The sequence below is a fragment of the Bradyrhizobium sp. F1.13.3 genome (assembly GCF_040548265.1).
Lineage (GTDB): Bacteria > Pseudomonadota > Alphaproteobacteria > Rhizobiales > Xanthobacteraceae > Bradyrhizobium.
Genome location: NZ_JBEPRI010000032.1, coordinates 13,277 through 25,257 on the forward strand (window position 1 = coordinate 13,277; position 11,981 = coordinate 25,257).

The 11,981-nt window shown below is 61.6% G+C and carries 7 protein-coding genes and 3 pseudogenes; 3 read left to right on the forward strand and 7 right to left on the reverse strand.

All coding sequences use genetic code 11. The annotated features are described in order from the left end of the window. Positions 1–1,057, forward strand: a pseudogene (locus tag ABIB66_RS41405) (HoxN/HupN/NixA family nickel/cobalt transporter). Between the two features lie 255 nt (positions 1,058–1,312). Here ABIB66_RS41405 and ABIB66_RS41410 read toward each other — a convergent pair. The 3 genes and pseudogenes from ABIB66_RS41410 to ABIB66_RS41420 form a co-directional block, all read right to left on the reverse strand. Next, positions 1,313–2,758, reverse strand: a complete 1,446-nt coding sequence (locus tag ABIB66_RS41410; protein WP_354259601.1) for a multicopper oxidase family protein — start codon at positions 2,756–2,758, stop codon at positions 1,313–1,315. Between the two features lie 848 nt (positions 2,759–3,606). Continuing rightward, the gene (locus ABIB66_RS41415; RefSeq protein ID WP_502917439.1) at positions 3,607–4,104 is read right to left on the reverse strand and encodes a sulfatase/phosphatase domain-containing protein; all 498 of its coding nucleotides are present in this window, start codon (positions 4,102–4,104) and stop codon (positions 3,607–3,609) included. 37 nt (positions 4,105–4,141) lie between these two features. Next, positions 4,142–4,343, reverse strand: a pseudogene (locus ABIB66_RS41420) (IS21-like element helper ATPase IstB); the annotation flags it as partial. Positions 4,344–5,357: 1,014 nt separating this feature from the next. On the opposite strand from ABIB66_RS41420, the pseudogene ABIB66_RS41425 reads away from it, so the two are divergent. Next, positions 5,358–5,603 (forward strand): annotated as a pseudogene (locus tag ABIB66_RS41425) (NYN domain-containing protein); the annotation flags it as partial. A 748-nt stretch (positions 5,604–6,351) separates the two neighbouring features. Here the strand turns inward: ABIB66_RS41425 and ABIB66_RS41430 are convergent. The 4 genes from ABIB66_RS41430 to ABIB66_RS41445 form a co-directional block, all read right to left on the reverse strand. Further along, positions 6,352–7,887, reverse strand: a complete 1,536-nt coding sequence (locus tag ABIB66_RS41430) for a tripartite tricarboxylate transporter permease (RefSeq protein WP_354211410.1) — start codon at positions 7,885–7,887, stop codon at positions 6,352–6,354. Between the two features lie 11 nt (positions 7,888–7,898). Next, the gene (locus ABIB66_RS41435; RefSeq protein ID WP_354211408.1) at positions 7,899–8,441 is read right to left on the reverse strand and encodes a tripartite tricarboxylate transporter TctB family protein; all 543 of its coding nucleotides are present in this window, start codon (positions 8,439–8,441) and stop codon (positions 7,899–7,901) included. A gap of 148 nt (positions 8,442–8,589) precedes the next feature. Continuing rightward, positions 8,590–9,549, reverse strand: coding sequence for a Bug family tripartite tricarboxylate transporter substrate binding protein (locus ABIB66_RS41440; RefSeq protein WP_354211440.1), 960 nt, complete (start codon positions 9,547–9,549; stop codon positions 8,590–8,592). A 161-nt stretch (positions 9,550–9,710) separates the two neighbouring features. After that, on the reverse strand, positions 9,711–10,919 hold the full coding sequence (locus tag ABIB66_RS41445; RefSeq protein ID WP_354211406.1) for a pyridoxal-phosphate-dependent aminotransferase family protein: 1,209 nt from the start codon (positions 10,917–10,919) through the stop codon (positions 9,711–9,713). A gap of 125 nt (positions 10,920–11,044) precedes the next feature. On the opposite strand from ABIB66_RS41445, the gene ABIB66_RS41450 reads away from it, so the two are divergent. Then, entirely contained in the window at positions 11,045–11,797 is a 753-nt protein-coding gene (locus tag ABIB66_RS41450) for a GntR family transcriptional regulator (protein WP_354259605.1), read from the forward strand. Positions 11,798–11,981: the final 184 nt, after the last annotated feature.

The following is an 11,981-nucleotide window of genomic DNA, read 5'->3' on the forward strand; positions in this document are numbered from 1 at the left end:
ATGACCGACTTGGCTTCCCTGCTGCAACAGAGCAGCGCTCACGCATGGCTGTTCGTCCCCAGCGTCGTCCTTCTCGGCGCGCTGCACGGGCTTGAGCCTGGCCATTCGAAGACGATGATGGCCGCCTTCATCGTCGCGATCAGAGGTACCATCTTCCAGGCGGTGCTTCTCGGCCTATCGCGGTTTCTCATACCGCGGTCGTATGGGCCGTGGCGCTTCTCGGCCTCTACTTCGGTCAGGATCTCTCGGGCGGACGCAGCGAAGCCTACCTGCAACTGGCGTCCGCCGTGATCATTCTCGGCGTCGCCGCTTGGATGGTCTGGCGCACGTGGCGCGAGCAGAATGAAGAACACGATGACCATTAGCACGACGCGCCGCAGGTCGTCCCGCTCGCCGGCCGCACTCTGTCGATTGAAGTCTTCGAACAGGGCGCTCCGCCACGTTGGCGGATCCGCAGCGAGACCGGAGATTTGCCCAGCAGCGGCGACATTCGGATCACGACCGTTCGTCCGGACGGCTCCGAGCAGACTTTCGCGTTCGCCGACCACGATGCATATCTGGAGAGCCTCGAGGAGATTCCGGAGCCGCACGCCTTCAAGGCGCACGTGGCGCTCGCTGGCGACAGACCGAAGTGCTGTTCGAGGAACACGATCACGATCACATGGATCTCGGCGAAGAGGACGATGCGCATGCGCGCGCCCACGCGGCCGACATCCGCAAGCGTTGCGCCGGACGCACCGTGACCACGCCCCAGATCATCCTGTTCGGATTGACCGGCGGCTTGATACCGTGCCCGGCGGCGATCACTGTTCTGTTGCTCTGCATCCAGTTGAAGCAGTTCAGCCTCGGGTTCGTGCTTGTGCTGTGCTTCGGCGTTGGCCTCGCGATCACTATGGTCTCGGCGGGTGTCGCCGCCGCCCTCAGCATCCGCCACATCGAGCGCCACTGGGGCGGTTTCAGCCGCTTCGCGCATCGCGCTCCCTTCGTTTCCGCAGCCTTGATCGTGCTCGTCGGTCTCTACACCGGCTGGTCGGGATGGCACGAACTGATGATCTAACGGGCGCGGGCGCGCAGATTGCCGTTCCGCTGCCCATGCCGATCGTTGCCGAAACCGCCATCTTAGTCGGTAAAGGATTCACAGGGGGCGCGGCGCTGCCGGAGCTTGCCGCCGTTGTAGCTGAATCTCAGCCTTTTCAGGGTCGCGGAGGCTTGCGCACGGTGCGGACGTGAACGGAGGCAGGTTGACGTCAGCTAGTGACCTGAACGGAAGTCCCCGCAATTACAGAAGTCCCCACAACTACAATTGTTGTGCTTAGATGATCGCAGGGTAACGAACCTCGGTTATCATGCCGGTTATCATGTGGTAGAGATTGTGGCAGTGAAATGCCCATCGGCCGGGATTGTCGGCGTCAAAGGCGATGGTGACGCTGCCGATCGGTGGTATCAAAACGGTGTCGCGCACGGCACCTGCGAGCGGCGCACCGTTTATTGCGACCACCTGGAAAGCGTGGCCATGAAGATGCATGGGATGCGCCATCATCGAATGGTTCACCATCTCGATCGCGACGCGCTGCCCCGGCGCGACCATCAGCGGAGTCACGTTCGGCCAATATTCGCCGTTCAGCGACCAAGCATACGGCGCCATGGCGCCGGCGAGGATCATGCGAAGCGTCACGTCGGGTGCGCGCGGCGCCAGCAGGGTCGTCGCTTCGAGGCGACCTTCAAGCGACAGATCGACCGGCGGAGCAATTTCTACGGCCTCCGCACCGAGGCGTGACACCGGCGCGCCGGACGCAGCGAGAATGATCCCGGCGCGTGCCTGCTTGCCCTCGACCTGCGCAAAGATTGGATAGGAGCCGTTCCCAGGAACATCAATCAGCACGTCGAGCCGCTGGGCGATGGCGAGCGGGAGACGGGTGACGCGCACCGGTCGAACAGGATGGCCGTCGACGGCAACAACGGTGCCGCTGAGGGCACCGAGATCGACCCAGAACTGCGTTGACGCCGCGCCGTTCACCAACCTTAGCCGGACCCGCCCGCCCGGTTCGGTGCGGATGACCTCCGGATCGGCGAGGGTGCGGTCATTGGCGAGGAACGCGTCATAGTCGATGTCGTTCAGGTCCATCGCCGTGCCGGGCGCCATGTCCATGGCCCCCATAGCCCTCATGTTCATGCCACCCGGGCTGCCCGACCCCATGCTCACGGCTTTATCCATGCCGCTCTTGGGCATCGCGCTCCGATTGCGGCTGGATGTGGTTAGTCCGGCGAGCAACTCGTCGGGCGAGCGGAAGCTGAAATCATGCAGCATCAGCACCACCTCCTGCCGGTCGGCGCGCATATCCTCGGCGCTGTGCACGATCAGCGGCGCGGTCATCAGGCTCTGTTCCTGCATGCCCTGATGCGAGTGCATCCAGTACGTGCCAGCGATCGGCGCGTAGTCATAGGAGCGGGTGTCACCCGCCGGGATCGGCGGCGTTTGCGGCCAGGGAAAGCCGTCCTGCTTCCAAGGCGGCAACTGCCCGTGCCAGTGGACGATGGTGGATGTGCCGGCTTGATTCACGAGATCGACGTCGAAGCGCTCGCCGGGCGAGAGCGTAATGCCGGGTTTTCCGTTCGGACCGACCAGGTCGAACACGCGCGCCGGTTTGCCGTGGACGTCGAGGGTTCTGGTGCCAGCAGTCAGGCGAAGCTTGGAGGTGCGGGGTTCGGGCGCGGCAGTAGCGCGCGTTGTCGGCAGGAAGAGGACCGCGCCGGCCATCGCAACGCCGGACGCAAGGACCTGTCGGCGGGTTAGGAGCGTGGGGTTTTCAATTCCTCTCATCGCAGCGTTACCCATTCGAGGAGGACCTTGATGGTTTGTCCGGGATTGCTGCTAGTTGCGCGCTATCACCGGACACATAGGACGGTGGCGCCGAGGTGGCAGGCGATAGGTGTGGGTCGGTGTTGCAGTCTCAATTGAAATTAGTTTTAGAGCAGGAGTTGGTGCCTCAGCTGTCTTCATTCATCGACCGTCGCGTCTACTTCTGATGGTAGCCAACTCCAGGGCTCCGCTGCGTGTCTGGTCCACAGAACCGCGCGCCCGTCGCCGGTCGACAGATTGCGGTCCGCGGACCGGCGTTCCCGCCTTGGTCGCTCCGCAACTTCGATTCTGCCGGCGACTTGCGGCCTGCCCTGGGCAAAACGAAGGGGTTTTCCTGCTCGTCTGCTGCTTCGCCAGCGACGTCCGGAAACCGGCTCGTCGTCGCCGAAATCCACCAGGGCAGGCAGATGCCGCTTGCGGTTACCTGCTCCCAAGAACAATTCCGGAATTCGGCCCGGCGCGAGGAGGCATCGACCGCCTTCGCCCGTCGCGAAATCGGCTGAGATTCGCGGCCCGCAAGGTCTAGCGGGTGGTACACAGCGGTGGTCGCAAACGAAGACCGGGCTTTGTAGAATTCTTAGTTTTCGGCGGTTTTCGCGCATTTTAGGCATCGGGGCAGGGAGTCCCGCTCTCTCCGCTGCGGCAAAATCTGTCCACTCGATGTGTTCGAAACGCGAGCCCCGCCTGAAGCGAGGCATTCTGGATTAACCCCAAGGGCGCCGAGTGCAGCTAACGTGCTGCGGCGTTCAGGTCCATGGTCTCGAGCAGGCTGTTCTGCCGCCAGTCGATGAAGGTATCCTTGAGCCGGCTGATCTCGCCTTTGTGCTCGGGCACGCCCCAGAGATTGCGCTGCTCAAGCGGGTCGCTCGCGAGATCGACCCGTCCTCGGCGTCGTGGATGAACATGACCTTCCAACGATCGTCGCGCACCATGGTGATCAGCCTTGCGCCGGTCATGGCGACGTCGCCGGCCTGCTCGGTGAACACGAAATCGCGGCCGGCCCACTCCCCGCCTTTCAGCGCAGGCAGTAGGCTGCGGGCCTGGAACGGCTTTGGGTGCTCGGCGCCGGCGAGATCGAGAATGGTCGGTGCAAGATCGAACAGCTGGCATTTTTCGCGGATCCGGCGGCCGTCGGAGAACAGGGTCAGCGACCAGAACAGCAGCGGGATGCGCGTCACCAGCTCGTACATGGACCATTTCTGGCTCAGCCCATGCTCGCCGAGATTGTCGCCATGGTTCGACATGAAGATCAAGACGCAATTGTCGAGATAACCCTTGTCCTTCAGCAAACCGCAACTTGGGGATAGTGAGCTGGTAAGATCGAGCGGGCCTGCTTCTCGTTGCCGGCGGAGAGCAGATCGCCGGCGATGCGCTGGGGTCCGTGCTGGCGTTTCACGCCAGTCGTCATGATCTCGTCCGAGCCGGCTTTCCATCCCGTAGAGCTTAAGCTCGCCATGAGATCAAACGTTTGGGTTCGTTCCATCAATTGCCCTCCGGAGTTGTCGCAGCAGGCATAATCGGCCATCGGTGCGTGGCGGAGCGTCAAGGCGGCCGGCGTCATGATGTTGGCCGGCGGAGCAGGTTCACGTTGACGAGCCAGATGTTGAGCACGACATCGGCGGACCGGACATCAGTTCGCTACAATTTTCAACTGCTTACTCAACGATCGATTTATGATTGTACCACTACCTGCACTGCACTTCGTCTGAGGTCCGTTCTGCCTCCTGAGAGGGGCGCTTTCGCGCAACTCACGCAAGTCCGAGTTGGGCCCATCAGCGGACGTCGCCAACCTGCCGCGAGCAAAGCGAGACTTCGGCGCCTGCTACCGATTCACTAGTCCAAGCCTACCTAAGTATCGTCACTTCATACCTGCGCAAGATGGCGCCGACCGCGTGCTTGGTGTTACCGCTACATCCAGCGTGGAAGGCAACGGAACCGGCCTGCGAGCCGGCAGTTGCGGGACAAGGCCGGCGGCGTAGCGCCCGCGGGTTCTTTCTCCCGATCTAGCGGCGCTTTGCCGTTCAACGAACGCTTGCTGCACAGTTGTACATAGAGTACGCCATGAGAAACATCGCCGATCTCGTAATGCGATTCTGGCAGGGAAGCAAGCCCGCGTCCGATTCTCAGGTGACGGCTATGGCTGAAAACCAGGATCGATCCAGCATGGCCGATTTTGTCCGAATTTTACAATCCTACGATCAAGCCGGGTAGGCACGATTTATGGGCGATGGCCACTTCGATGGCGATGCCTGGGTCCGGCGATCGGAAGTGGCGTCGGGCGGCTTGCTCGGGGTGCAGACCAATCTAGCGCTTGTCGCGCGTCGGCAGCACCGAATTAGACACGCCTCGGTCCCGATGACCAACGCGCGCACGCCTATCTCAAGGCGACCGAATCCGTAGCCGCCTGCTACCCGAATGATGACGAGGCGCAGATCGCCTACATTGCGCCGCCGGCGTCGCAGACGATGGCGACTCGCAGTGCCAAACGCGGACCAAAATGTCACCTTCCTCTACCGACAAGATCGCGCTCTTCATCGATGGAGTAAATCTCTACGCTACGGCGAAAGCTCTGGGCTTCGACATCGATTACAAGCGGCTGCTGAAGGAGTTTCAGAGCCGCGGGACGCTGCTGAAGGCGTTCTACTACACCGCGATCATCAAGGATCAGGAGTACTCCTCCATCCGGCCGCTGATCGACTGGCTCGACCACAACGGCTACACCGTCGTCACCAAGGCGACCAAGCTGAGGCGTTCGGAAGCGGTTTATGAAGCTGACGTTCAGCGACGCCGAACAGTGCACCCGCACAGGGCTGCGACCTTGCCTCGATCCCGGCCGCGGTTTCGCCAAGGTATTTCCTCGCGAGCGTTACGCGTGACGCGTCACCGGTGACGCCCGCCCACCATTTGGCCAGCCCAGATGGCTGCTCGTCGGCGGAAACGGCGGCCGGGGCGGCGATGGTGGGTGTGGTGCCGATGCGCGTGATGATGCCGGTGATGACCCGCGCCGTGGCAGATTACGAGCCACCATTGGGGCTACACCTAGGGGCTACACCGGCAGCTCCGGTTTTCTGTCTGATTGGCGCGAGAGGCCATTAAAATCAATTAATTAGAGGGACTCACTCTCTCCCCCGTTTGGATTGGCAGCGCCGACCGTTCAGGTCGCAAAGCACCTTGGGCATCGATAGATTGCCCGCATGAAGAAGATCGGATGCAGCGGCCCCAAGGGTGATAGCGACGCGATCAAACCTGAGACGGCGGGCGCAACCACCGGCGTATGGTAGTTCTGCATGTTGTTGAGAAAGCCAGTTTATCAGTGTTGCTGAGCTTGGAGTGGGCGAAGGGAATCGAACCCTCGTCATGCACACTCTCGGCACACGATGCTTTTGGAAAGGTGGTCTTCGTACGGCTGATGTGCATTTGACATCATCGGGAGCGTCATCATGTTTGAAACGCAATCGATTATTCTGTTGATGATTGCCTAGGTACACGACTCACTTTGACCGGGCCGGATTTATCTGCGCCCTCGCCGGTCGCAACACTTGGCCTATGCCGGTGAACACCTTATCGATCACCGGCCAGAACAGCAGCGTAATGGCCAGCGTGGTGATCGCGCCGACCAAGCCGTTGGACCAGAATATGCCGACGCTGCCGCCGGAACCAATCATGGCCAGGCGGAACGCATCCTCGGCGCGGTTGCCGAGCACCAGCGCCAGCGTGAACGGTGCGAGCGGAATGCCGATCTTCTTGAAGACGTAGCCGACGACGCCGAAGCCGAGCATCAGCCAGATGTCGAACATCGCGTTCTGGATCGCATAGGCGCCGATCGCGCAGGATACCACGATCATCGGCGCCACCGCGGCGAACGGCACGCGCAGGATCGAGGCGAAGATCGGCACCGTCGTCAGCACCAGCACAAGGCCGACGACATTGCCGAGATACATCGAGGCGATCAGGCCCCAGACGAAATCCTTGTGCTCGACGAACAGCAGCGGTCCCGGATTGAGCCCCCACACCATCAACCCGCCGAGCAGGATCGCCGCGGTGCCGGAGCCGGGAATGCCGAGCGCCAGCATCGGCAGCAGCGCCGCGGTGCCGGAGGCATGCGCCGCCGTCTCCGGCGCGAACACGCCCTCGATGCGGCCCTTGCCGAAGCTTTCCGGATCCTTGGAGAAGCGCTTGGCGAGGTTGTAGCCCATGAACGAAGCGGCGATCGCGCCGCCCGGCGTAATGCCGAGCCAGCAGCCTATGAAGGACGAGCGCAGCAGCGTCGCCCAGTATTTCGGAAGGTCCTTCCAGACACTCAGCACCACACGCAGGCTGATCTTGGCAGCGTGGCCTCGCAGGGCGAGGCGCTCTTCCATGGTGAGCAGGATTTCGCCTATCCCGAACAGGCCGATCACGGCGACGAGGAAGTTGATGCCGCGCAAAAGGTCGGTGGAGCCGAAGGTCATACGCAGCGTGCCGGACACCGTATCCATGCCAACGCCGGCGATCAGGAGGCCGAGCGCCATCGAGATGACCGTCTTGTGTTTGGCTTCGCGCCCGAGGCCGACGAAGGAGCAGAAGGTCAACAGATAGACCGCGAAGAATTCCGGTGGTCCAAACTTCAACGCAAAGGACGAGATCATCGGCGCTAGGAACGTAATCAACAGCACTGCCACCAGCGAGCCGATGAAGGACGAGGTGAAGGCCGCCGTCAGCGCTTCCGCCGCCCGGCCCTGCTGCGCCATCGGATAACCGTCGAAGGTAGTCGCAACCGACCATGCTTCGCCGGGAATGTTGAACAGGATCGAGGTGATGGCGCCACCAAACAGCGCGCCCCAATAGATGCAGGACAGCATCACGATCGCCGAGGTCGGATCCATCGTGAAGGTCAGCGGCAGCAGGATCGCCACGCCGTTAGGGCCGCCGAGGCCCGGCAGCACGCCGACGAAAATCCCGAGCACCAGGCCGACCATCATCAGCGCCAGGATCTTCCAGGTCAGCAGGACGGCGAAACCCTGCAGCAGCAACCCAAAGGCTTCCATATCCAGCAGTCCTAACGACCGAGAGCCGCTTCGATCGGCCCCTTTGGCATGATGACGTCGAAGGCGACATCGAAGGTGACGAACATAATCGCGGTGAAGACAAATGCCGTGAACAGCGACTTCCAAAGCGCAATCTTGCCGACCAGGCGCATGAAGCCGGCGATTAACACGAAGCTTGCGACATAGATGCCGAGATACTGCACGGCCAGACAGAACAGCGCTGTCGGCACGAACACCAGCATGACGCGGCGCAGTTGCGCGCGGCTGACGAAGGTCTCGGCCGCAGCGCCACGCGCCACCCACGTGGTGACCAGACCATAGAGGCTGGCGCCGCCGAGAATGACCGAAAGATAGAACGGGAAATAGCCGGGCTGCGGCCCGGTAGAGTCCCAGGCGATGCCGGTGCGCCAGTTGTCGTAACCCAGCGCTACGGCCAGCGCGAGCAGCAGCAGCGCGACGGCGATCTCGATGGCGCGGGTATCAACCACCGAAGGCGAGTCGGCCGCCGGCGCGGTAGGGTCTTCGACGACGATTTCGAGATCAGAGCTGGACATGGATTTTCAATCGAAGGGAGGAAGGAAAGCAGGAGCTGCGAAAGAGAGGTTCGCGAAGCCATCGTTCGGCATTTGCCGGGGGACGTGGATAATCCAGCGAGCTCCTATTGCTCGCGTTGCTTTTCTGAGGCGTCATGGCTGCGATCAGTTAGTTCGCCACAAACCCTGCTTCGGTCATCAGCGACTTGTTGAGCGCGTCGTCCTCTCCGAGGAACTTCAGCATCTCCGGTCCCTTCAGGAAGACCGGCTTCAGCGCCTGCTTCTCCATGTAGTCCTTGTATTCCGGCGTCTGGGTCACCTTCTGAAACAGATCGACATAGAACGCCTGCTGCTCCGGCGTCACCTTGCCGGGCAGGAACATCGCGCGCAGCATCAGATACTGCACATCGATGCCCTCTTCCTTGCAGGTCGGAATATCGTTCCACGACTGCGTCTCGGTGACCTTCGTCGTGTAGGAGATCCGTTCCTTGTCGAACACGCAGAGTGCGCGGACCTGCCCGGCGCGCCAGACTTCGAGGTTTTCACTTGGGTTGTTGACGTTGGCTTCGGTGTGGTTGCCGACCAGCTGCGTCGCCGCCTCGCCGCCGGATTTATACGGCAAATAGGAAAACTTCGCGCCGGTCTTCTTTTCCATGAACACCGTGAGCACGTGATCCTCACGCTTCGAACCGGTGCCGCCCATCTTTAACGGCGACGATGCCGCCTTCGCGGCGGCGATGAATTCCTTCACCGTCTTCGGGCCGCCGGCATTGTCCCACAACACGAATTGGTCCATCGCGACGACCGCCACCGGCGTCAGGTCGCGCCAGTTGAACGGGATCTTCGCCGACAGCGGCAGCATATAGATCAGCGAGTAGGCGTTCAGGACCTTGTTGGGATCGCCATCGTTGGATTTCATGTACATCAGCGCTTCAGCGCCCGACGCGCCGCCCTTCAGCGACACCACCATCGGCTGCTTCATCAGATTATTTTTCTGGATCGCCGCCTGCATCATCCGCGCCATCTGGTCGGAAGCGCCGCCGGCTCCTGCTGCGACCACGATCTCAACCGGTTTGGTGGGCTCCCAGGCCAACACCGGCGCGCTTGTCGCGGCGAACGCCAGCCCCATGACAAATCCGCCTAACACCTTGCGCATCTGCTTCATCCCTTTCGTTTCCAGTCGGCGTTTACGCCTGACGCTTTTTCTCAGTTCGATCGACACGCGGCTGGCGACCATGCATCGGGATCTGATTGTCTCCGGCACAACCGAATTTCGGTTGGCCGGCCGTGTCAGATATCGACGACCTTGAGGTGCATGGGAGCATTGGCCTCCACGGGTCCATCGAGATAGGCCATTGCCGCGGCGACGCCGCCCGCCCGGTGCGGCACACCCGCTGCGGACAGACCCAACTCGACGCCCGACAGCGCGCCCAGCAACGTGAGTTCATTGCATTCGCCGAGATGACCGATGCGGAAGACCTTGCCGACCAGCTTTGACAACCCGGCACCGAGCGACATATTATAGTTGTCGAGCACGATGCGTCGAAACTGATCGGCATCGTGTCCGGGCGGCATCAGGACCGCGGTCAGCACCGGAGAGTATTCCGCAGGTTCGAGACAGAGAACTTCCAGGCCCCAATGCTTCACGGCCGCACGCGTCGCCGCGGCGAGACGCTGGTGACGCGAGAACACCGCATCCAGCCCCTCTTCCAACAACATGGCGATGGCTTCGCGAAGCCCGTAGAGCAGGTTCGTCGCCGGCGTGTAAGGGAAGAAGCCGCCAGCATTGGGCTTCAGCATTTCTTCCCAATCCCAGTACGAACGCGGCATCTTGTTGGTTTTCGCCGCAGCGCGCGCCTTTTCAGAGATCGCATTGAAGCCGAGCCCCGGCGGCAGCATGAACCCCTTCTGCGAACAACTGACGGTGACGTCCACGCCCCATTCATCGTGGCGGTAGTCAACGGACCCCAGCGACGAGATCGTGTCGACCAGCAACAAAGCGGGATGTTTCGCCTGGTCGATCGCGGCGCGGATCTCGCTGATCCGACTGGTGACCCCGGTAGACGTCTCGTTATGAACGACCATGACGGCCTTGATCTCGTGGCCGGTATCCCGCGCGAGTTTTGCGCCGACCTCCCCCGGACTGGCTCCATGACGCCAGTCACCCGGCAGGAAATCGACCTCGACCCCCCACCGGGCCGCCATCTGGCGCCAAAGGGTCGCAAAGTGGCCCGTCTCCACCATCAATACCTTGTCGCCGGGCGACAAGGTATTGACGATGCATGCTTCCCAGGCGCCGGTGCCGGACGACGGAAAAATGATCACCGGACCGGCGGTCTTGAAAATCTTCTGGCTACCCTGCAGCACGGCCTTGCCCAATTCGGCGAATTCGGCGCTGCGGTGATCAATTACCGGCATGTCCATGGCGCGCAGCACGCGATCGGGGACCGGACTGGGGCCGGGTATCTGCAAGAAATGGCGCCCTTGATACCGAGTCATAATGCGTTTCCCGATAGCCACCAGAGTTCACCGTCAATATTGCATTCAATTTTGGATTCAGCAAATTAAAAAATGCGTTCATCGACGCACGTGCCATTATGGATTAGGCTTTGGCCATGAAAACCATGATTCCGATCGATCCGGCCTCGACAAGGCCGGTAACCAGCCTTGGGGAAAAGCAGGTTCGTGACGAACTTTCGCTTCACGGCGAAACGCTTGCCCGGCTCCGGGACTACATCGTGGAAGGCAACATCCCGGACGGCGGACGCATTCCGGAACGCCAACTCTCCCAAATGTTCGGCATCTCCCGCACACCGCTGCGCGAAGCACTGAAAGTGCTGGCTTCGGAAGGCCTCGTCGATTTGCTGCCGAACCGCGGCGCGCGCGTTCGCCAACTGAGCGAACGGGACCTGCGGGAACTGTTCGACGTGATGGGCGGACTAGAAGCCCTCGCCGGCCGACTCGCCTGCGAAAATATTACGGACCACGAGATCGCCGATATCGAACGCCTGCATTACGAAATGTACGGTTACTACCTGCATCGCGACATGCCCGGCTATTTTCGGGTCAACCAACTAATCCACCAGAAGATCGTCGAGGCGTCACGCAATGCGACGCTGTTGGCGACCTACGGCAGTTTTGCCGGCCGGATTCGCCGGATCCGTTACTCCGCCAACTTCGCCCGCAAGCGTGAGCGCTGGGGCGAGGCTATGCGCGAGCACGAGACCATCCTGGACGCCCTGCGCCGACGCGCCGGTGACGAACTCAGCGACATTCTGTTCAGACATCTGCGCCAAAAGCGGGCGGCTGCCGTCGAACACCTCAGCGAGGGCGCTGCCGCCACCGGCGCGCCCACGAGCACATCGTCGACGCCCTGAGGCGACGCGACGGAGACGACCCAGGACCGCCGAAAGAGCGGCGCCGCAGTTGCAATGCCCTTATTATCCCCGTCCAACCAATTATGGATGCAATCTTCTTAATTTGTATGCCATAATTGAGTTCATCTTGGCCGAGCGGGCCCGGGTGAGGCTCCTTTAGTGCCTTGCCTGAGCTGGCACTCCG

Coding starts and splice junctions, on each gene's coding strand:
- ABIB66_RS41435 (WP_354211408.1), bottom strand. CDS start 8,441: ATGTCCAGCTCTGATCTCGAAATCGTCGTCGAAGACCCTACCGCGCCG.
- ABIB66_RS41445 (WP_354211406.1), bottom strand. CDS start 10,919: ATGACTCGGTATCAAGGGCGCCATTTCTTGCAGATACCCGGCCCCAGT.
- ABIB66_RS41410 (WP_354259601.1), bottom strand. CDS start 2,758: ATGGCCGGCGCGGTCCTCTTCCTGCCGACAACGCGCGCTACTGCCGCG.
- ABIB66_RS41430 (WP_354211410.1), bottom strand. CDS start 7,887: ATGGAAGCCTTTGGGTTGCTGCTGCAGGGTTTCGCCGTCCTGCTGACC.
- ABIB66_RS41415 (WP_502917439.1), bottom strand. CDS start 4,104: ATGTCGAACCATGGCGACAATCTCGGCGAGCATGGGCTGAGCCAGAAA.
- ABIB66_RS41450 (WP_354259605.1), top strand. CDS start 11,045: ATGATTCCGATCGATCCGGCCTCGACAAGGCCGGTAACCAGCCTTGGG.
- ABIB66_RS41440 (WP_354211440.1), bottom strand. CDS start 9,549: ATGGGGCTGGCGTTCGCCGCGACAAGCGCGCCGGTGTTGGCCTGGGAG.